This window comes from Alteromonas sp. BZK5, assembly GCF_014349115.1.
Lineage (GTDB): Bacteria > Pseudomonadota > Gammaproteobacteria > Enterobacterales > Alteromonadaceae > Alteromonas > Alteromonas macleodii.
In genome coordinates, this window is the sequence record NZ_JACSOE010000067.1 from 1 (window position 1) to 21,840 (window position 21,840).

Below are 21,840 nucleotides of genomic sequence, written 5' to 3' on the forward strand. Positions count from 1 at the left end.
CCGCTTTATATAAAGCGGCTTTGTAGTCTAACACTTGTAAGTTTGTATGGGTATCAGCTTCCGGTACCTAAACGCTCGCCTTGGTAACTGCCGTCAAGAACCGCTTTCCACCAGCCCTCATTTGCTAAATACCACTCAACAGTTTTGCGAATACCGCTTTCGAAGGTTTCTTGTGGCTTCCATCCAAGCTCACGCTCAATCTTGCTAGCATCAATGGCGTAGCGCATATCGTGCCCAGGGCGGTCTTGTACGTAGGTAATTTGATCAGCGTATTTGCTATCTTTTGGCTTAACTTCATCCAGAATTGAACAGATAGTTTGCACTACTTCAATGTTCTGCTTTTCGTTGTGACCACCAATATTATAGGTTTCACCAATTTCACCGTTTAGTGCAACCACAACTAATGCACGTGCATGGTCTTCAACATACAACCAGTCACGAATTTGATTACCTTTGCCATATACAGGCAGCGGCTTTCCAGCTAGCGCATTTAGAATGACCAACGGAATAAGCTTTTCAGGGAAATGATACGGGCCGTAATTATTTGAACAGTTAGTTACAAGCGTTGGTAGCTTGTATGTGCGAAGCCATGAACGCACTAGCTGATCTGAACTTGCCTTACTTGCTGAGTATGGCGAGCTTGGCGCATATGGGGTTGTTTCCGTAAAGAGCGGAAGTTCTGTTCCTGGTTCAACTTCATCTGGGTGCGGAAGGTCACCGTATACTTCATCGGTAGAAATATGGTGGAATTTAAACCCGGCTTTTTTATCGCCCTCAAGAGCAGACCAATATGCTCTTGCTTGCTCAAGCAAGGTATAGGTGCCAACTACGTTAGTTTGAATAAACTCGCCTGGGCCATCGATAGAGCGATCTACATGAGATTCTGCCGCTAAGTGCATAATGATATCTGGCTGGTGCATGTTGAACACGCGCTTTACTTCATCAGCATCACAGATATCAACTTGCTCAAAACTGTAGCGGTCGCTGTTTGAAACAGGCGTTAATGACTCTAAATTGCCCGCATAGGTCAGCTTATCTAAATTAACCACTGTGTGGTCAGTGTCTTTTATAAGATGGCGAACTACTGCTGAGCCAATAAAGCCCGCGCCACCTGTAACTAAAATTGTTTTACTCATTTTCTATTTACCAAAAATATAATTCTGTTTTTACCATTTAGGCTTTCAATTCATCTAGCATGCTGGCCAATTGCTTACGCCAGTGAGTAGGCTTGCAGGTAGCAAACGCTTCGCGTGCGGTCTGCTTGTCTAATACACTGTAATGTGGGCGTTTTGCAGGCGTTGGATACTGGCTTGATGGAATCGGTAATACTGGAATTGATTTATCTAGCAGCCCTTTTTCAATTCCTAGCTCTTGTATAGCTAAAGCAAAGTCGTACCAGCTTGCTACGCCTTCGTCGGTCCAGTGGTAAACACCAGCGGTTTTATTCTCAGAAGCCAAAATACAAGCTTCAGCCAACCCTTTAGCCCAGGTGGGCGTCCCAATTTGGTCATCTATTACAGCTAGCTGAGATCTATCTGCCATCAAGCGCAGCATGGTTTTCACAAAGTTATTGCCATGCGACGAGTAAACCCAAGCAGTACGAATTAGGCAGCTGGCATCTGGCACTATTTCAAGCAGTGCTTTTTCGCCTTCTGCTTTCGACTTGCCGTAAGCACCTTGTGGCTCGATAGGGTCGTCAGTTAAATAAGGCGAACCTTTGTGGCCGTTAAATACATAGTCGGTAGACACATGCACCATGAAAGCGCCGGTAGCTTTACAGAAGTTTGCTAAGTTCTTCACAGCAAGCGTATTAATAGCATTACACGCTTCGGTATCTTCTTCTGCTTTATCAACAGCCGTATAGGCAGATGCGTTTATTAAAACATCTGCTGATAAAGGCGATAGTTTTTCTTCAATACTAGAAGCGTTCGTAATATCGATATCATCGCGCCCTATAAACGTAACATGATGCTCGCTATTTTCTAGCTCGCGAGATAGCTCAAACGCTAGCTGCCCAGACTTACCTATAACTACAATATTCATTAATCGCTAGTACTCAACAAAAACCCGGTAACCATTAAAACGTAGGTGCGTCAACAAATGCCAACCCAGCTTCGTCTTTCCCCGAAAGTGAAGGTTTCTCTCCATTCACCAGAGGCCAGTCGATATTTAACGTTGGGTCGTCGTACTTCACCGAAACCTCAGACTCTGGGTGGTAATAGTCTGTGCATTTATAAACAAACTCCGCTGATTCACTGGTGACATAAAAGCCATGAGCAAAGCCGGATGGCACCCAAAGCTGACGCTTGTTTTCGGCAGATAGGACTACCCCAACCCATTTACCGTACGTAGGTGAGTCTTTACGCATATCTACAGCTACGTCGTACACTTCACCACTAACTACACGCACTAATTTACCTTGTGTTTGCTCCATTTGATAATGAAGGCCGCGAAGAATACCTTGGCTAGATTTAGAGTGGTTATCTTGAACAAAATCCACATTCGCACATTCTTTCTTAAACCAGTCGGTGCGAAAGGTTTCTAGAAAAAAACCGCGCTCGTCGCCAAATACTTTTGGTTCTATAATTTTAACGTCTGGGATGTTTGTTTTAATTACTTGCATTTACTTTCCGTACGAATTTGCATATGAACATGAAAAAGGTGGCATGGCCACCTTTTGTAAACTGGAGTGAGGTTAAACTTTTACCTTGTCTTTAAGCACTTTCAGCAGGTAATCACCATAGCCGCTTTTCTTAAGTGGTGCCGCCAGCTTTTCTAACTGCTCGGCGTCGATATAACCCATTCTATAAGCAACTTCTTCAGGGCAGCACACTTTTAAGCCCTGACGTTTTTCTATAGCCGCAACAAAGTTTGCAGCATCTAGTAACGAATCAAGCGTACCTGTATCTAACCACGCTGAACCGCGGCCCATCAATTCAACTTTCAGGCTACCATCTTTAAGATACAGGTTGTTAAGGTCGGTAATTTCTAGTTCGCCACGATGTGAAGGCTTCACTTCTTTAGCGAAATCGACCACGCGGTTATCGTAGTAATAAAGGCCTGTTACCGCATAGTTTGATTTAGGAACAGTGGGCTTTTCCTCGATGGAAAGTGCATTCCAGCCATCATCAAAATCGACCACGCCATAGCGTTCAGGGTCGTTAACGTGATATCCAAATACTGTAGCGCCGTGCTCTTGGCTATACGCACTTTGAAGAGAACGCTTTAGATCATGTCCATAATAGATGTTATCACCGAGAATAAGTGTGCAGCTGTCGTTACCGATAAAGCTTTCGCCTATTAGAAATGCTTGTGCTAAACCATCTGGCGATGGCTGAACTGCATATTGAACGTTTATTCCCAGCTCACTGCCGTCGCCAATTAACTCAATGAAACGGCGCTGCTCTTCGGGTGTAGTGATGATTAAAATATCCCTGATGCCCGACATCATAAGAGTAGCTAGGGGATAAAATATCATCGGTTTATCGTAAACCGGCATAAGCTGTTTACTTACTACCTTTGTAAGCGGATGTAAACGCGTGCCAGAACCACCCGCCAAAATTATACCCTTCCGGTTCATAGTTTTTCCTTGTTAATTTGTTCGTATTATCTCTGCCAAACTATTTGCTAGTTCAATAGATACATCCTTATCTGTTGCCTCTATCATTACACGAATCAACGGCTCTGTTCCAGATTTTCGAAGAACAAGTCGACCACTTGAACCTAAGCCCCCTTCGACTCGCGCTACCTCTTCCTTTACAGCATCTAAATCAAGTACTGAATCCAGATTGCTATGACGAACGTTCACCATACACTGAGGCAGCTTAGTCATCCCTTCTTTTAAGTCTTTTAGAGAATATTCACTTTTTACAACCACTGCCAATATTTGAAGAGCAGCAACAATAGCATCACCAGTGAATGCATAGTCTAAATTGAGTATATGACCAGACGTTTCACCACCTATACGCCAGCCAGTCTCTTTTAATTTTTCGACCACATATCTATCGCCGACTTTGGTTCGCTCAAAAGGGATATCAAGCTCTTTAAGCGCAAGCTCAAGGCCAAGGTTACTCATTAAAGTGCCAACTACACCGCCTTTGTAGCCCGATTGCTTCGCTTCACGCGCCATCAAAAACAGAATCTCGTCACCATCAACGACATCACCATCTGAATCAACAAACATGATTCTGTCTGCATCTCCGTCAACGGCTATTCCTAAATCAGCTTTATTCGTTGTTACCGCTTTGCTTAGTGCATTCAGTGACGTAGCACCACACTCATCGTTGATGTTTACCCCGTTCGGCGTGTTTGCGATATTAATGACTTTTGCTCCCAACTCTTCAAACACACTGGGGGCGACTTTATACGCAGCACCATTCGCACTATCAACAACGACTGTCAGTCCTTCTAGACTGAGATCGCTTGGAAAGGTCCCTTTGCAGAATTCGATATAGCGACCCGCGGCATCTTCAATTCTTCGCGCTTTACCCAAACGCTCCGAATCTACGCATTCGATACCATTTTCCAGCGCATACTGTAATTTTTCTTCAATTGCCTGTTGTTGTTCACTACCTAACTTCGCGCCACTTCGGCCAAAAAATTTAATACCGTTATCGTAATAGGGGTTATGAGATGCGCTGATAACCACACCAGCATCAGCTCTAAAGGTAGAGGCTAAATAAGCTACCGCTGGTGTGGGTATGGGCCCGGCTAGTGCTATATTAACGCCCGCTGCCGACAAACCAGCCTCTAATGCAGATTCAAGCATGTACCCGCTAGCGCGCGTATCTTTTCCAACGAGCACTTCTTTTGTACCGTCTGCCGCCAAAACTACGCCCGCAGCCCAGCCTAGCTTCATTACAAAATCAGGTGTCATTGGGAATTCGCCAACTTTCCCGCGAATTCCATCGGTGCCAAAATATTTTTGAGACATTTTTACTTCCTAAAAAACGAAAGGCCACAACTCAAAAAGTCATGGCCTAATATCAAGATGTTAGCGTTATTCTACAGTAACTGACTTGGCGATTAACGACCAACAGCTGATAGCCATGCAGGGCAGCGCTAATCTTTTGTTAAACCGAGATTTTCTTAAAGTAATCAATGTAACTAGCAATTCCGCTAGGTATTACCTCAGCTGTAAATGGCGCATCTAACCTTCCTTGTTCTTTTTTCTTCTCGATATAGTTAACGACTGTGTCTTTAAACTTTGGAGCCTTTACGACAAACCGTGCATTAGTTTGAACACATATGCAATTTGGTTTTACTACATCAATAATCTTATGGTCAACGTTACCAGCCGTATGTATGAAAACGACGGAAGTATATAGGCGGCAAAGGTAATGAAACATTGTATATGAAGAGGATGAACCGAATACTAGCAGGGTCTCGTCAAGAATAGCATGTTGGTGATACATAACGATGACACGACCAAAATTGGCTACATTATTGTCGTAGACGACACAATACCTGTAATTGAAGTTTGTAAGACTGGCCTCATCGTGTTGTTGGGGCGGATAAACCTTTGAGCCTAAATCACCCCAATTCTTTCTGTTTTGATAAACATCATGAGAAAAGACATCTAGCTCAGAAATACTTCGGGTAGACAATTTACTTGCGACGAGTTGAGCAGCGAGTCTTGCACCATGAAGGGTCCAGTGCGTATCGCACACCCTAAATGATCGTTGCTCTAAATTTCGAAGTTCCTCTATAGGTAAAATAAAATTGAGAGACTCTGGTATCAACTCTTTAAGCTTTTGAATTGGAGCTTTCTTTGAAAAACTAAAAGGATAATACTCTTCGTATACCATTTCTTTAGAAGGCGCGACAAGTAAACAGAGTGGTATACCAGATGAACAGGAAAAGTCATTTAGCGAGGCCAAGTATTCTTTCCATTCAGCTTGCGCTGTGCGGGATAGTTTTAGTTTCCCAGTATATTGCTCAATACTCTTGTTGGTGTCGTTGTCTAGAAAAAGCCAGCCATTTTTTCCCTCTAAGATCTGAAATTTACCTTCAATACGCCCATTCATTAACTCTACGAATTTGCCATCTTGAATCAGGCCCAACGTGAACACTGAATGTTTGAGCTTAACTCGCTCAGAAAATCCACAATGAAGTAAAGGGTGATTTTCTGGCTCTTCCTTTAATACCCTTTTTACAACATCAGGGCGAGACCGATTAATTGGTATTTGCAGTACTTCGTTACCATTAAGAATAACTAACGAAGCTGATAAGCTTTCTTCCTTCAACACCCAACCTTGAAATAACAGTCCGTCTCCGGAGAGCTCGGCATTGTCGACACTTTTTTCATTACTAGGATAGTCCAAGTGCCAACGAGGGCCGCTAACGTTAGAACTATCCGCTCGTTGAGTAATTATTGAATAACCTGCCACTAAAGTTCCTTTCTTACGACTTTATAAAAAGTCGCCTACGATTTCATATTCATGATGTAAATGTGTTTCAAGCTGCTTAATACTACTTGGTAGCTGATATGCTTGGCTAGTTCGCCTGTTTACCTGCAATGTTTTTAACTGTAACTTGGTCAAATCTGACAATTGCTTTAAACCTTCTTCATATTTATGCTTTGAACCAACAAAGCCAAACTTATCAATCGGCACAGAGTTAAAAAACCGACTATAGGTATTTGTAAACGCCTTAATAGTATTGTTAAGAACCAATTCCCTAACTATGGTTTCTTGTAACTTTAAACTAGATTCTGGCAACTTTGTTTTCAATAAAATATAGTGAGGATGCTTATCTTTAAGCGCTAGAAGGTGCCCAACTAGAGACCATAAGCGCTCGAGCGGATCGCGAACCCAAACAGCCCTGATAGCATTTGGAAACATTTCGGGATGGTTAACATGCGGTTTAAAATGGCCATGAAGTACCTTAGCTTTAGACGGTAACCATATCTCATCACCTTTCGACATAGCACTTGCACCAGTATTTGCATAAATACCGTAAACATTACTACTACCGAGGGCCTCTTCGAATGCCAATCGAAGGGAACTTCCTGCAGTTTTTGGAATGTGGTGCGAGAGAACAGAAACGTTAAGTTGAGGCTGACATTTGGAATTTTTAGCCGGCGATAGCAATTTTTCCACACTCCACAACGGATGGGTTCTATAAAACATAAATAACTAATCTTCTACTACTACGTCCACTACGCGTGATTCACTTGTAAATAAGCAGCTAAATGGAAAGTCAGCGCATTTAACACGTTTTTTAAAAGGTTAAATTGACAGCCAATAGCCTTATATCTTACCAGATTTCTTTGAAATCTTAACTATCTGGCTTACCAGCTTTTTATCAAAGGTGTCTCGAGAGAAAAGTTCGCAAGCCCTTTTAGCAGCAAAGTTGCCCATTGACGCTACTAATTTAGGATTACGATTCAAGTCGAGTATTGCATCTACGATCTTCTCAGTGCTTTTATAGTCCACTAGAATACCTGACTGCTTATCGACAAGCTCGTTCACCGCACCCCAGTCGTAACCTACTACGACACGCCCTAAAGACATAGCTTCTGCCACGGTTCTACCAAAGGACTCCTTAAAATGAGAAAGAGCTAATACAATGTGGTGTTCAATCATCGCCCCTTTCGGTTTTTCCACATAGCCTGCTATAGCAATATTTGCGTCACCAAATCGCTTCGCTGCCATGGTAACGTCATTAGTAATTGGCCCGTAAATCGTAAACTGGATATTACTAGCTTCCTTACATAAGCTTGCTACCTCAAAAAAGTCTTCAACACCTTTTTTCTTAACATTACTACTTAGCATGCATATTTTTAAAGAGCCCGAAGGCATAGAATTTCGAGAAGGGGAGGTATCAACACAATTGTATATAACAGTAGTTCGCTCTGGTTCATTTATCCAACGAGCGGTTTCTTCAGAGTTGGCAATAAAATAGTCGCTACTAGCGATGACTCTTGCATGAGTTTGTCGCGGTGACTCTCGAAGTAAATCAGCTAAATCATTATCAAACTCAACGAGTTCTCGCACATGCATAACCGTTGGGATATTAGCCTTCTTGGCCGCACTAAAAGGCTCTATTAATGTAATTGTGTTTACATAAATACAATTATATCCAAAGCGCAGGAAATCCGATTCCAGATATTCCACTATGGGTTCTACCGGCCCTTCCCTGCCATTCGCCCACGGTAAAGGCAAAAAGACTATCTTGCTAACGAATTGTTTTAGCTCCTCGACATAAGCAATATTAGAACAGGTAGGTAAAAATAATGTTATCGTTATATTCGCCCTATGCATTGCTCTAGCCATATCAACTAGACTTCTTTCTGCACCGAAAACTGTTTCAGAGACAGCATGCCCAAAAAGAGCTACATGATTTGCCCCTTCACACCGCGCAAGGCCTGCTACTGATACAGGTGCAGAAAAGTCCCAACTGTCGTTATGTAGCGCATGCCATGTGGGTGAAACAGTATTTGGTAATTCAAATTTGTAAGCATAAGCCTGAGGGTTAAATAATGAAGATGGGTAACGCCCTTCTTTTTCCCCTTTACCCCAGAAATGATCGTGGATACCTAGCCCCATTGAACTCACATCGTCGTAAAATTGCGCGTACCAATTTTCGTCGAGTGCTTTTCTCCATTTGTGAAAACTCGCTGCGTTTTCTTTTACCAATGAAGGCTTAGAAGAAGCCAACAACATACTTGGAGGAACAGGAAAAGGACGCGGCTCATTTCTTAAAAGCTTCAAACTAGGGCTATTCTTGTGCCATGCTCGAGCGCAATCCATGTACTGCTTTCGCACGCCACCGTATTGAGTGACCAAATGAGTCTCTGCATTCTGCGTAAGTGATGATGAATGTGTTCTTCCAAAAGAGAGAGGAACGTCAGGCATTACTTCTTTTATCGCGGCTTGATCGAACTTAGCAAGACACCTTTCATAAAACTCAGTATCAGCATTTACTTTAACCTCGTCCCAGCCTCCTATCGTGGCAACAACATCTTTTCGAACAAGTAAAGAAGATACATTTCTGTGCACCCAAGAGTTACCTCCCCTTAACCTTGAAAATTTAAGGTCCTCCGTGCATCTAACCCAATGAGAAACAGTCCCTTTCAATGAACGATTGAAAAGCAAAGGTATAACTTGTTTTTCGATTTTCTGAGGATGAGCCCAATCATCGGCGTCCATGACGGTAAGAAAGGCACCGTTCGCCAAAGACATTCCTAAGTTTCTTGTAGCGTATGCGCCTTTATTTCTGTTGTTTTTGATAACCCGTACACGTTCAATCCCGCCAAACAAACGCTTCAACTCGGTATAGCTGTTATCAGTGGAAGCATCATCCACCGCTATTATCTCAATGTTTTTCCATGACTGATTGAGTAGGGAGTTGATACTAGTGGAAATGACCTTCTCTGCATTAAAGACCGGGACTATAATTGAGACTTTCGATTTACTCACAAGTGCTTTAAGCCATGTAAAAGCAGAAACAGATGTTCGTGCTGTTGAAAGAACATCTAACGTTGCCTCTGCTTTATTCGTAGTTAGCGCCTTTAACCCGGTATTCTTATAAAGCTTATTAATCTCAACAATCTTCCGCGACTCCGACAGCATACTGGCGGCGAGCCACTTTGAAGAGTTCGACCAGTGAGGGTTTTCCACAACTTGCTGTGCTTCATCCTGTAAACCTGCCCCGAATAAAGAGGAAAACCTTAGTAGCGACAGTTCATCTCTACTAAAAAGCTTTTCTGAAAGGCTGCTGTTGATAACAAGTTTATCTGACTCTTCTTTTGCTAAAATATACTGCTCTTTAAAGAGGTAGTAATCGACAAGCACTTTAGCGGCGTATATTCCGTTGATATCTAAACATTTTGCAGCGTTGTGTAAAGAATCGAGAATAACGTCACTGTTTTCTATATTTGCCCATAACGCCTTTTCAAGAGGTAGCGAAGGAATATTACACGGTAAACGCCCTTCTTGCCTTCCGTGTTTGTCGAAGTGTAGTTTCGGGTCAATCCCCGCTGCTGCGACATCGGGGTATTGTTTAAGATACCACTCGGGATCAAAATACTCTTTTTTTGTCATTATTAAGACTTCTTACCTTTTAGGCACGCTAGCAATGAATCTAAATTATCTAAAGTTTCTACTTCTACCGATTCACTAGCAGCAACAAAGCTCAACGCCATTTCAACATCCGGCTTTTGTCCCCTGTGAGCATAAATGATTACATTACTAGAATTAAGTGTCGCCAGCTCCTCTTGCATTTCAAGGAGGAGCGCTGGATCTAGAAAGCACACACAATCAACCGATAAAGTCATGCCGAACACACATGCTTCTGCGTTATCACTGGACAACAGTTCAAAAAAAGCGCTAGATAATTGTCTTTGAATTTCTCGCGGTCGTGGTAGGTGATATAAGAAAACTTTTTTGCCGCTGCTTATAGTAGAAGTTATAGCTTCATATAGTTCAATCGCTACCCTGCTTTCACTAAAATCACCAACAAAAACTGTATCGCCTGTCATTTCATAAAGGTTCTTAGAAATCATTGTAGGGGGAGCAGGAAACTTACGACCACCATCGATACCCACGAACAAGTTAGACGGCTCTTTTAAGTGCCACCACTGACAGGCTTGCCGATAGATATGGCGCATACCTTGGTACATCGTTTTTATATGAGTTGCTTTATTCCTAGTTAGCGAGTTTTCATCGTCTAAAGCAAATGCTAGAGGAACGTCTTTATGAATTTTCTTTACGGAATGAAAGCCAAAGTGTGACTCTACCCTCCAAATATATTCTGTATCACCGCCCACTAAAACTGAATCCCAATAGCCCAACTCATCAAAAACTACGCGTCGAAACAAAAAAGAGGAGTGGGACCAATGAATCAATCTAGGGTTAAGCCGCCAGTTATGCTCAAAATTAAGCGTAGGCGTAGCTCTTACCCACTGAGTACAAACTCCCATGACAGCTTCGTTTTGATAAAGAAATTCCATTTGCAGCTGTATCTTCTGGGGGTGTGACCAATCATCGGCATCATGTGTGGTAATAAAACTGCCTTTTGCAACTGAAAGGCCTGTATTTCGGGCTCGATAAGCGCCGCCATTTTTAGGTTGTTTAATTAGTTTTATCTGAGGATATTTTGTCGAGAGCGACTCTATTACTGATACTGTATTATCTTCACTACAGTCATCCACAACGATAATTTCTAGTTTTTTCCATGATTGCGCTATTAGTGATTCTAGCGCAGTTTTTATTGTTCTCTCCGCATTGAAGCAAGGAACAATTACGCTTACGAGTTCAGTACTTATACATTCATTTTCTGCACTATCTGCTGCCAGATTTTCTAATGAAAGTTCCTCATCGTGAATTTTTAAAGCCAGCTCGCTCAAACCATGCCTACGGTAAATTTGATTAAGAATTGAAAACTTTTCTTCGGCAGAACCAGCGCAGTTGGATAACGCCAAGAGTATATCTTCGTCGAAGTTACTATCTTTATAGTAATTTCTTATAAAAGCTTCAGACTCTGCTAGCTCGCCATTCTTTTGCAGACAAAAAGCATGCATGAGAACGCCACTTTTTCCATAAACGTGCGGCGCTATTTCCGCTATTGCCAGTTGTGAAAGGCTGAGCGCCGTCTTATATTCACCTAAGTAATAAAACCATCTGGCAGAATGCCAAATTGCGAAGAACCTTACCTTTTGATCCACTGAATGGGTTAAGTATACTTCTTTCAACTTAGTTAAAGATGATGCAGGCAGTCCACGCCACAACAACTGCGGTATATGTTCTTTATCTGCGCCAAGCCCATTTATTTCTTGTGAATGAAATTGAATTCTGTTGGTTGCTCGCTCTTCGTTTCGACCATGCTGGATATAGTGCACAAAGGGATTTACCCCACTATTTGCCACATCTTCATAGTTGTTTCTATACCAGTCAGTGTCAAACCATTTATTTGGGCAGTAACCGGCTACAGCCCCCTCGATTAAATAGTGGCGTATAATATTAGCTTTAGGTTTTAAGTTATAGCGGCGCCGATAATAGTCACCGTCAAACAAGTCACTTCGTCTAATTAGCTGCTCCATGCGGAGCAGCCTTAAAAAAGAGGTAAGTTCGCTTTTTGTTCTTGAAAGGAAATTTTTCATTCTGTGACGAGGCCGAAATGCGAATATTAGATGGCTCAAGGTTACTTGGGGGCCCCAAATAACCTCGAAATAAATAACAAAGTTAAATACTAATATTGGAGACTGCCAGAATTTCTTCGTATGATTTAATATCGCCCCCTTTTTCATGAGCAAATTGCAATGCCGACTTATCAAATATGTCTTTGGGAGTGTAAATCAAAAAACGCTCAGCCATTAGTGAAAGGACAACATTAGGCTTCAAAATGTCTATAGCATCGTGCTCAAGCAAAGGGCTATGGATGATGAAGAGTTTACTAAAAGACTCAGCTAAGAATCGCTGAATTTTCCACCCATACGAATCTGTAAACAAGACACAGGTTGGTAATGAGCTATTAGAATTAACCCAAACGGACATGTGGCCTCGGTTTGTAACACCATTGTTCCAAATTTTCTTTGCATTACCCTGCTTTACTACACATTCTGTGTAGTCGGCTACACGGTGTGGACTAAATTTCTCACCTAAGTCACCTGAGCCCCTCTTGGTGATAAGCTCAACATCATCGTCTTTGAGAATAGGTATATTGACCCTCAAGTCTTGCATGATTCGCTTGTAACATACATATGCACCATATGCTGTGTAATGCGAGTCAACTGGGTGATAGGATTCCCCTCTCTTCGCGGCATCTATCAGCTCTACGAGTGGATAACTAATGTACGAACGGTCATACAATACTGAAGTAATTTGGTCTATCGGTCGTTCGGCGGTGATGTCGTCTAACTGTGGTAATTCATCCTTATGCACTGCATGCGCATCAGGAACTATCATCAACCTATAAGAAATTCCCTTCGCCGTACAAAAGGCATGCCTTGTTTCAATAACTCTTCGCCAAGCTTTTACCTGAGAATCATTTAAGAGCTTCTCACCTCGGTGCTGCTTTATAACTTCGTTCGAGTCATTCGCTATGAAAAGACGTTTGTTTCTGCCTTCTACTACCTTGCCGTCTCCAGCTGCATTGACTAAAGCAGGAGGCATGCTAGATGGGGCGTTTATTTGCTTTTCTATAAATATTTTCGCGCCATCTACACTTTCAAATAATCCCCGTTCAACCCAAAGCGAAGCAATAAAGTCAATTTCATTTACTTTCAATTGGCTAAAACGCTTACTATGAACAGAAAACATCCAGACGTTATCGCGTTTTGTACTTTCTAGAACTCTTTTAATATCGGCTTCAGATTCTGGCCATCTAGTAAACAATGTGGCGTACGGCTTAGCTTCTAAACTATAGAAATACTCTATTCCACCGCGATATGATACGTATGCAAAGTAGAGTAAGAATTCAGTGATTTTATCGTTCTTAGAAATAAGCCCATAAACGCCCTCTCCCTCACGCTTTTTCACTTCTTGGAGTAAGTCTTTTACCAGAGGAGTTATCATGAGATATGGAGTAACTGTTGGTAATACTGCTTTATCTGGGTCGACATCCACATCAAAGTAGCTGCAAGATTCTTTTAAACAAGTCTTTAAGTAGCCCCCATGAATCTGGAGGTGGGAAATAGGCTTTCCGCTTTCATTGAACAAATCCTCTCGCCTTAGCTTTCTAATAAAATGATTTTTAGCATCTAAGATTAGATAGTGCGCTTTGTCAGTAAGCGTTGCGACGGAGAGTTTTAACGCTTGTTGAGCGATGTATGGGTCAGCTCCATCTTTGTGATTTATACCCAACGATACAGCATCTACGAGACAAATCTCTTTTTTAAAACTTTCGAAGAGTGGCAATACTGTTTTTTCAAACGCTTCCCGGCACTGTGACGGGTTTACCGCATTATTGATAAAGTATATTTTATCAATCAAGCTGGATTCACAATGTAGTTCAATAGATTTTACAAGCAATGTAAGTATATCTATTTCTTTTTCGTAAAAAACAACTGCTAAATCAATTTTTTCCATTTACTTTTACCGTATTCCTATAACGAACTAGAAGCTTTTACGAAGGAAGCTTATATTTTTAGCTAAATTTTTCCAATCGAATGTGTCTAGCGCTTTATCAAATTGTTCATCGACGAAAAGACTTTTTTCTCCTTCAGCTACCATCTCCATTTGCTCTTGCATATCATCAAAAGAATCAAACAAAAGACCGATCTCAGGGGTAATCACCTCTGGAAGAATTCCTATAGAGGGGGCGAGAACTGGGCAACGCATCGTTACACTTAGCATTGCTGCGCCGGAGGTTAAAACTTGCTCATAAGGCAAAACGCATAAATCAGCACTAGAAAAGTAATCTATAACTTCATCATTTTGAACAAACCCAGGCCTAAACAGAATATTCGTATCCATAGTTTGCTTGGTCAGTTCAGGCATAAGCTCTTGGTCTAGTACTCGCCCCGCTATTATAAGGTAAACATCGTCACGCTTTTTACGAAGATTATGAAAGCGCGACAGAAGGTTAAATATTCCCTTATAACCCTTTATATTTCCGAAAAACAGGAAAACAGTAGACTTAGCTGGGATACCGAACTTCTCTTTTGCTTGAGTTTTGTCAATCTTCTCGCCATAAAAATCGCCATAGGTACCGTGAGGAACGATTTCTATACTACTTTCAGGCACTTCAAACTCTTTTATTAAACGCTGCTTTGCTAATTCACCGTGTGCTAAAGAGTGGTCTACAAAAGATAGAATCTGTTCTCTGTAGCGCTTTTCATCTTCAGCGTTTTCAGAATCGTGCGAGCAAATATTGTGTGCAGTATATATAATTTCAAAACCGTTTTGCTTAGCGTAGCTTAGTGCTTCTATCGTATTTTCCAAAACAGATGGATCTTCAAAGTCAAAAAAGTTATGTAACCAGTGAAGGTGAATATACTTAAATTTGCCTTTTTTTCTATCAATGAGCTCTTTGCGAAGTCCTTTTTGATCATAGCCTTCAATTGCTAAGTCAAAATGCTCGTTCAATGCTTGATAAAATAATTTTTGATATGGATTATTAGTTAACCAACAGGGGAAAAATAGTATACCCGCATTTTTTCCTTCTAGCTGATAGCGTGGTGTAATTAGTTGATTTATAGTTTTCTTTTTTGTGGCTTCTTCTTTCTCTTTAAGATATTCTTGCACATCTTCCGCGTTATGATCTCGAACTTTCAAAAACTCTTTGTATAGCCACCACTTTTGGTTTTGCACACAATAATCTTTAAATAACGCCGTATCCACGTCTGTAAAAAGCTCTTTTACTTTTTTAAACACGCCATCAAAATATTCATCACTAACCATTTTGAGTGTATACATCAGCGAGCTTACAAGCTTAATGTCTATAGTTGCGAAGTAATAGTCGGCCACACCATTATCATTAGCCCATGCTCTTACATTCGAGAAGGCCTGGAATTCAAATTCACAATTCGAATTTTTACGATGGGCTACTGTCACTGATGATTCTGACTCTCGTCTGTAATTATAACCAATGAAGTCATCGTTAAAAACTATGTTAGACGCGTAATAATAAGCCGCGAACACAAAAGGCACATCAACAGCAGCTTTTGTTTCGCCTAAGCGAATGTTGAACATTTCTAACATCGAGCGCTTAAATACTTTATCCCATATCATAAAGCTGTCATGGGTTTTAAACCTAGAGCTATTTGGGTCGTGAAACCCTTCAGCTATATAGGTTCTCTTACTTACCCTACCGCTCGCTTCATGATTATTAAACCCACCAGAAAAAGCTATATCGGCATTGCTTTCTAGCGCCATACTCATTAATTCTGAGTAAAAATCTCTATTGATCCAATCATCGCTGTCTACAAACCCAACGTATACGCCCTTCGCTATAGCTAGAGCCTGATTTCTAGGTGTGCCCGGGTTGCCGGAAGCCTGAAGGTTAGTCAAAACTTTAATCCTAGAGTCTTCCGCTGCATGGCGCTCAATTATCTCCGCAGAAGAATCCGTCGAGCCGTCATTAATTAAAATAAGCTCAAAGTCAGTGAACTCTTGCTCCCGTATCGATTGAATGCAGAAATCTAAATATTGACCAGAGTTATGAATAGGTACAATTATACTTAGTAGCGGAGAGTCCTTACTACAGTACAACGTTGGAAGACCTTTTGTAGAGGTTATTATTGTATCGTGGGGGTCTGCCGCTTTGTACTCGTACATCAACCGGGCGATATTATCTATCTCCCCCTCGAAAGCTAGCGAATATAAATAGTTCCTATAAACGTGTTTTAAAACAGGTTTGTCTATTAAGGTGTTTGCAAGTTCTTTTGCATTCGATGAAAAGCACTGCTCATACAAGGAGCGTGCATCGCTAAATTTTTGGTCTGAAAAAGCTTTGTTGGCTGAAAGCAGCACGTCATTAACCACTACATTATCTCCATGGTTCGTTATATCTAGTGCTCGACGAGAGGACATTTTGAAGTAACTAAATAAGAACTCGGCCTTCGGCTTTACCGTGCTTTATATAGTGAAGAAGAGGATTTATTCCCGAGCTTTTGACGTCAGGGTTCATCGCAAGGTATGATTTGGCATCAAACTTTTCAGAAGGTGACAGTTCTAGTTCGGCTCCAAAAGAGACGAAAAATTCTAAAGGGTCTTTTACTTTAAGACCTAACTCTTTCAACTGTCTGGCAACATAATTTTTATCAAAGTATTCGCTATTGTGTATAAGAGCTCTGTCATTTCTTTCACGTTTAGATCTTGAAAAAGAAAAGCCGGTCCTTTCACTGGCTCTACTTTCCATCTTGTTAATCACTTCCACTAACGCAAATTGTAAACTTGAGTCAACTAACGAAAGGCTAGAGCCAAAACTAGCTTTTGTAGGAATGAAACTACTTTTTCCAGATTTTCCTCTGAGCCAGTTTACTTTTTCTTCTAAGTAGTTATTTCGCTCTTTTAAAGAACTCACTTGCTCTTCAAGCTCTAGCGCATCATGCTGAATCTCTACTAAACTATTTAGTAACAAATCTTTAGTTAAAAAAGATAGAGTCTCGACATTATCAAACGATTCTTGATTTTGAACAACAACATCAGAATGAAAGTCCCCCAACCCTTGACTTTCTATAAATTCCAAGATTTTTTCGCGCTGCTTTTCTGAAAGTGAAGCTTTCTCTTTTGAATTAAAAATTATTTTCATTGTTTATACTAATTTTCGTTGCTAGTGCATGGGTATGTTGGGTATACACAAAGTCTTGTTGTCTTAAGAATATCACAACAAACAGCTTAGAATAAATGAGAAACCCTACGAAAGGTCTGTAGAGAATTTTTAATGAATTAAAACTAAAAGGTCTCAAACAATTTAAAAGAGGATGCAACACTAATAAGACTATTACGTTTCAACTTTTTAGATACCATTTACAATGTTCGTGCACTTCATCATTTTCTAGCATACTAGTCTTGTGAAACCACTTATACTGGTTGTGCTGTACATTTGGCAATGTCGAAAGATCAATATCGCATACTAATTTATAGCCTAATGCTATGTAGTGAGTAGAAACTCCCTCCCCAAATACATAATCTTTATAAAAGTGCTCATACGGACCTAAAAACTCAGCTTGTCGAAGCTCAAATAACACCCCGAGTTCCGTTAATGTTAAACGCTTAAATGCACACTCCATAAGTTCATCTTTAAGAATCCTTCCACCAGGAACAAACCAATAGCCCTTTGCGGGGCGGTTGCTTCTGTACCCCAACAATACCTCTCCTTTCGTATTTTCAACTATCAGATCAATAGAGATTAGAGGAGTCGCAGCTATTATGTTTGTAAAGTGTTTTTGGGTTAAAAAGCTCATAAGATAATTTGATACGATAAAAAATTTAAAAGCAGTGCAAATGCACTGCTTTTCTTGTAGTGGGTGACAATTAAGCTTTTAGGGTTTGTTCGATTACTGCAGCTATTGATGCTAGCTTGTCTTTTACATCATAATGGTGATTGCCGATAAAGAAACCTGAATTATCTACTAACGAAGAGTTAGTCATCTCACCATGTAACTCGTAGTCGAAGTAGCGCATCACTTCGTTCTTTGTAAAGTCACCCGCAACGATAGGGCGACAATCTACACCCTCATTTGTTAGTGCTGAAACGAGTTTATCTCTCATTTCACTTCCAGCGTCACAGATAATAGCGAACCCGAACCAGCTACTTTTGCCTGTTTCTCTTTGAATACGAATTCCTTCAATTTTAGAAAAAGCTTCAACGAAGAACTTCGCATTCTCTCGGCGGCCACTAATGATAGCGGGAAGCTTTCTGAGCTGCTCTTTTCCTAATGCTCCAGACATGTCTAACGGACGAACATTATAACCAGGGAGTACAAATCTAAACGACTCATGGAATGTATTGTCACTCTTTTCTACAACTTTGTTGTCTTTAGGTAGGTGTCGTGTCCATCCATGAGAACGAATAGAAAGTAAAATATGATAAAGTTCTTCATCGTCAGTAGCGATTAGGCCACCTTCCATAGTAGAAATATGATGACTAAAGAACGAGCTATATGTTCCCATCACGCCAAAGGTACCAGCTTGCTTTCCGTTTAACGTAGCACCTAGTGATTCACAATTATCTTCTAGAAGATAAATATCTTTACCCTCGATAAAAGACTCTACTTTTTTATAATCAATTGGGTTACCCAACAGATTCACAGCAAATATTGCCTTTGTCTTATCTGTTATTGCGCTTTCAAGTTGCGTGAGGTCCAAGTTTAGCGTGTCTTTATCAATGTCGACAAACTTTAATTTCAAACCATATTGCTGAAGTGGGTAATAGGTTGTAGACCAGCTAACTGCTGGTACGATAACCTCATCGCCAGCTTTTAGCTTTCCTTCTTTTTTGAAAAATAACGCAGCTACAGCTAATAAGTTTGCTGAAGATCCAGAGTTAACCATAACGCTATACTTCGACCCAACAAACTCTGCAAACTCGACCTCAAATTCAGCGACGTGTTTACCCATGCTAAACATGCCACTTTCTATTACAGAATTTAGTGCAGCAATCTCTTTATCATCCCATGTGGATGTTGCTAGAGGCAGTGACATTAACAATGCTCCTTCAAATAAAATTGATATGTTTTTTCTAAGCCTTGGGTTAACGAATGCTTCGCACTCCAGCCAAGGTGTTCTAGCCTTTTAACTGATACAAGCTTTTGCTTCATCCCCGCAGGTTTAGAAAGATCATAAGTAAACTCACCTTCGAAACCAACCAGTTCAGCTATGGCCGTGTAGTAGTCAGAAATAGAATAGTCGAAGCCCAGACCAACATTTGTAAGTTGTTCTAAAGCATTAAACTTGCTTAACGCAAATAAGCAAAAGTCGGCTAAATCCTCAGCAAACATGAATTCTCTTCGCGTTTTTCCATCACCCCAAATTTCAACTGAATCAGCATCGGCAACTTTTGCTTCATGTATTTTACGTATAACTGCTGGGATCATATGTGAATGGTTTGGGTCAAACTTATCCCAATAACCGTAAAGATTACATGGAATTACGGTTTTATAGTTAGTTCCGTATTGTACATTTGCGTAGTCACACAAACGAGCAGTAAGCACTTTTGCAATCGCATATCCTTCGTTTGTGGGTTCTAACTCACCTTTAAGAATATCATTTTCATTCAACGGGTTTACAGCATCTCGGGGGTACATACATGAACTGCCAAGGTTCAAAACCTTCTCGACATTATTGTCTAACGCTGCTTTTATAATGTTAATGCCTAGAAGTGAATTAATATGTGCAAAATCAAAAGGGCTTTTTATGTTTGCCTGAATACCACCAACAAGGCCTGCACAGTGAATGATTGCATCGGGGCGCGCATTTTTAATGAATGACGATAACGAATCGAAATCCATTAAGTTTACTTCTTTGCTAGATGGAGCAATTATTTCATGGTTATGACTCTGTGAGAGCGCAATAATATTACGCCCAACCATACCTGAACCGCCTGTTACAAAAATCTTCATTTATTCAACCGAGAACGACACGTTATAACCAGAGCTTTTGAGTAGAGCGTGCTGCTTGGCTTTATCTAGATCAGCTTGTACCATTTCTGCGCACATTTCTTCTACTGAAATCTCAGGTATCCAGCCAAGTTTTTCTTTTGCTTTAGTAGGGTCGCCAAGTAACGTTTCTACCTCGGCAGGACGGAAGTAACGCGGGTCGACTTTTACAATTACATCACCTTCTTTCACGCCCGGGGCGCTTTTACCTGCAACACCAATAACGGTTGCGATTTCATCAACACCTTCACCACTAAACTCAAGCGTAATGCCTGCTTCTTTAGCTGACATTGTAACAAATTCCCGCACTGAAATTTGTTTACCTGTGGCAATAACAAAATCCTCTGGCTTATCTTGCTGTAACATCATCCATTGCATACGTACGTAATCTTTAGCGTGGCCCCAGTCACGAAGTGCATCCATATTACCAAGGTACAAGCAGGACTCTAAACCTTGTGCAATATTAGCAATGCCGCGCGTAATTTTGCGAGTTACAAAGGTTTCACCACGACGTGGAGATTCGTGGTTAAATAAAATTCCGTTACATGCATAAATGCCGTACGACTCACGGTAGTTTACTGCGATCCAGTACGCATACATCTTTGCTACTGCATAAGGCGAGCGTGGGTGGAACGGTGTAGTTTCTCTCTGTGGAATTTCTTGTACTTCACCATAAAGCTCTGAAGTAGACGCTTGGTAGAACTTAGTTTTCTTTTCGAGGCCTAAAAAGCGAATCGCTTCTAAAAGACGGAGTGTTCCAATTGCATCTACATCAGCAGTGTATTCCGGTGCTTCAAAAGATACCGCAACGTGCGATTGCGCCCCCAAATTATAAACTTCATCTGGCTCAACCTCTTTCATAATACGAATAAGGTTTGAAGAGTCTGTTAAGTCACCATAATGAAGTTTAAAACGTGCATTTTGAACGTGTGGGTCTTGGAAAATATGATCGACACGTTCAGTATTAAACGATGATGCACGACGCTTTATACCGTGTACCTCATATCCTTTTTCTAACAAAAACTCGGCTAAATAAGAGCCATCCTGGCCGGTTACACCGGTAATAAGTGCTTTTTTCATTTTTTAACTACCCAAAATTCTTTCGACTAATTTCTTTGCTGGTTTCATTCTTTCGTCATTTACGTAATCAGTTTGGCAAATTATTGAATTATAGCTTTCCGTCAACGATTCTAATCTTTCAAAGTATTCCGCAAAACTCATAGTTTCAATTATCTTACGAATTCCTTCAAATTCGACGAGATCTGCATTAGAACTTATATGGATTGCACCTGATACATCCATGACTTGGTTTATCTTATTTTCAAAACAATAGACAGGCAAAAGCCAACTTTCTATAGCATGAGCAAGTTTCTCTGTTGCATAGTTAGGCAAGAGCGTATTTTCGATACATATAGAGAATGAATGTCGCGTTCTAGACTCCTCTATTTTTATCCGTCCCCATGACTGCGCATCAGTACCTGCCCTACTTTCTGAGGTAACATCTAAATTCCACTGACCAGTCCAGTTCTTTCCATATACCGTGCAAGCGCTATGATCATACATATGTTTGATAAAATCGTTTCTCAGCTTAAGAAGTGAATCTCCGATTTTATGGTAAGTCCCATGAAAACAAGTATTATAAGCGCAAACTTTAGAGGCACCATCTGCACTTTCAAAGCGTTTTTTAAGGACTCCTTTGTCTGGCATTTCTAACTTTGTTAACCTAGAGTCGCTCCAAAGATACCCCCCCACACCAAAATAAAATGAAAAAGGCGATAGAAAAACATCGTCTGTGT

17 protein-coding genes are annotated in these 21,840 nt (G+C 40.8%); all 17 read right to left on the reverse strand.

Going from position 1 to position 21,840, the window contains the following annotated elements:
• Positions 1 to 53: 53 nt before the first annotated feature.
• Positions 54 to 1,136 (reverse strand): dTDP-glucose 4,6-dehydratase, encoded by a 1,083-nt coding sequence (gene rfbB, locus BIZ39_RS16270; RefSeq protein ID WP_187447471.1) that lies wholly within the window; start codon positions 1,134 to 1,136, stop codon positions 54 to 56.
• A 37-nt stretch (positions 1,137 to 1,173) separates the two neighbouring features.
• Complete coding sequence (rfbD, locus tag BIZ39_RS16275; RefSeq protein WP_187447472.1) at positions 1,174 to 2,043, reverse strand: dTDP-4-dehydrorhamnose reductase; 870 nt, start codon at positions 2,041 to 2,043, stop codon at positions 1,174 to 1,176.
• A gap of 34 nt (positions 2,044 to 2,077) precedes the next feature.
• On the reverse strand, positions 2,078 to 2,623 hold the full coding sequence (rfbC, locus tag BIZ39_RS16280) for a dTDP-4-dehydrorhamnose 3,5-epimerase (RefSeq protein WP_187447473.1): 546 nt from the start codon (positions 2,621 to 2,623) through the stop codon (positions 2,078 to 2,080).
• A gap of 72 nt (positions 2,624 to 2,695) precedes the next feature.
• Positions 2,696 to 3,580: a glucose-1-phosphate thymidylyltransferase RfbA gene (gene rfbA, locus BIZ39_RS16285; RefSeq protein ID WP_187447474.1), complete on the reverse strand. Its 885-nt coding sequence runs from the start codon at positions 3,578 to 3,580 to the stop codon at positions 2,696 to 2,698.
• A 12-nt stretch (positions 3,581 to 3,592) separates the two neighbouring features.
• Positions 3,593 to 4,933, reverse strand: a complete 1,341-nt coding sequence (glmM, locus tag BIZ39_RS16290) for a phosphoglucosamine mutase (RefSeq protein ID WP_187447475.1) — start codon at positions 4,931 to 4,933, stop codon at positions 3,593 to 3,595.
• A gap of 139 nt (positions 4,934 to 5,072) precedes the next feature.
• A complete protein-coding gene (locus tag BIZ39_RS16295; RefSeq protein WP_187447476.1) occupies positions 5,073 to 6,389 on the reverse strand; it encodes an alginate O-acetyltransferase AlgX-related protein in 1,317 nt (438 codons plus the stop codon).
• Positions 6,390 to 6,410: 21 nt separating this feature from the next.
• Positions 6,411 to 7,130, reverse strand: coding sequence for a hypothetical protein (locus tag BIZ39_RS16300; RefSeq protein WP_262385790.1), 720 nt, complete (start codon positions 7,128 to 7,130; stop codon positions 6,411 to 6,413).
• Between the two features lie 120 nt (positions 7,131 to 7,250).
• Positions 7,251 to 10,046, reverse strand: a complete 2,796-nt coding sequence (locus BIZ39_RS16305) for a glycosyltransferase (protein ID WP_187447477.1) — start codon at positions 10,044 to 10,046, stop codon at positions 7,251 to 7,253.
• A 2-nt stretch (positions 10,047 to 10,048) separates the two neighbouring features.
• Entirely contained in the window at positions 10,049 to 12,043 is a 1,995-nt protein-coding gene (locus tag BIZ39_RS16310; RefSeq protein WP_187447478.1) for a glycosyltransferase family 2 protein, read from the reverse strand.
• A gap of 142 nt (positions 12,044 to 12,185) precedes the next feature.
• Complete coding sequence (locus BIZ39_RS16315; RefSeq protein ID WP_187447479.1) at positions 12,186 to 14,030, reverse strand: DUF6492 family protein; 1,845 nt, start codon at positions 14,028 to 14,030, stop codon at positions 12,186 to 12,188.
• Positions 14,031 to 14,057: 27 nt separating this feature from the next.
• The gene (locus tag BIZ39_RS16320; protein WP_187447480.1) at positions 14,058 to 16,427 is read right to left on the reverse strand and encodes a glycosyltransferase; all 2,370 of its coding nucleotides are present in this window, start codon (positions 16,425 to 16,427) and stop codon (positions 14,058 to 14,060) included.
• 58 nt (positions 16,428 to 16,485) lie between these two features.
• The gene (locus BIZ39_RS16325) at positions 16,486 to 17,196 is read right to left on the reverse strand and encodes a glycosyl transferase family 1 (RefSeq protein WP_187447481.1); all 711 of its coding nucleotides are present in this window, start codon (positions 17,194 to 17,196) and stop codon (positions 16,486 to 16,488) included.
• A 199-nt stretch (positions 17,197 to 17,395) separates the two neighbouring features.
• Complete coding sequence (locus BIZ39_RS16330; protein ID WP_187447482.1) at positions 17,396 to 17,851, reverse strand: GDP-mannose mannosyl hydrolase; 456 nt, start codon at positions 17,849 to 17,851, stop codon at positions 17,396 to 17,398.
• Between the two features lie 70 nt (positions 17,852 to 17,921).
• Positions 17,922 to 19,091, reverse strand: coding sequence for a DegT/DnrJ/EryC1/StrS family aminotransferase (locus BIZ39_RS16335; RefSeq protein WP_187447483.1), 1,170 nt, complete (start codon positions 19,089 to 19,091; stop codon positions 17,922 to 17,924).
• Positions 19,091 to 20,008, reverse strand: a complete 918-nt coding sequence (locus BIZ39_RS16340; protein ID WP_187447484.1) for a GDP-L-fucose synthase family protein — start codon at positions 20,006 to 20,008, stop codon at positions 19,091 to 19,093. Before BIZ39_RS16340 ends, BIZ39_RS16335 begins: the two co-directional genes overlap by 1 nt.
• On the reverse strand, positions 20,009 to 21,124 hold the full coding sequence (gmd, locus tag BIZ39_RS16345; RefSeq protein WP_187447485.1) for a GDP-mannose 4,6-dehydratase: 1,116 nt from the start codon (positions 21,122 to 21,124) through the stop codon (positions 20,009 to 20,011). It lies immediately after the preceding gene.
• A 3-nt stretch (positions 21,125 to 21,127) separates the two neighbouring features.
• A partial coding sequence (locus BIZ39_RS16350) for a glycosyltransferase family 10 domain-containing protein (RefSeq protein WP_187447486.1) occupies positions 21,128 to 21,840 on the reverse strand: 713 nt, incomplete at its 5' end.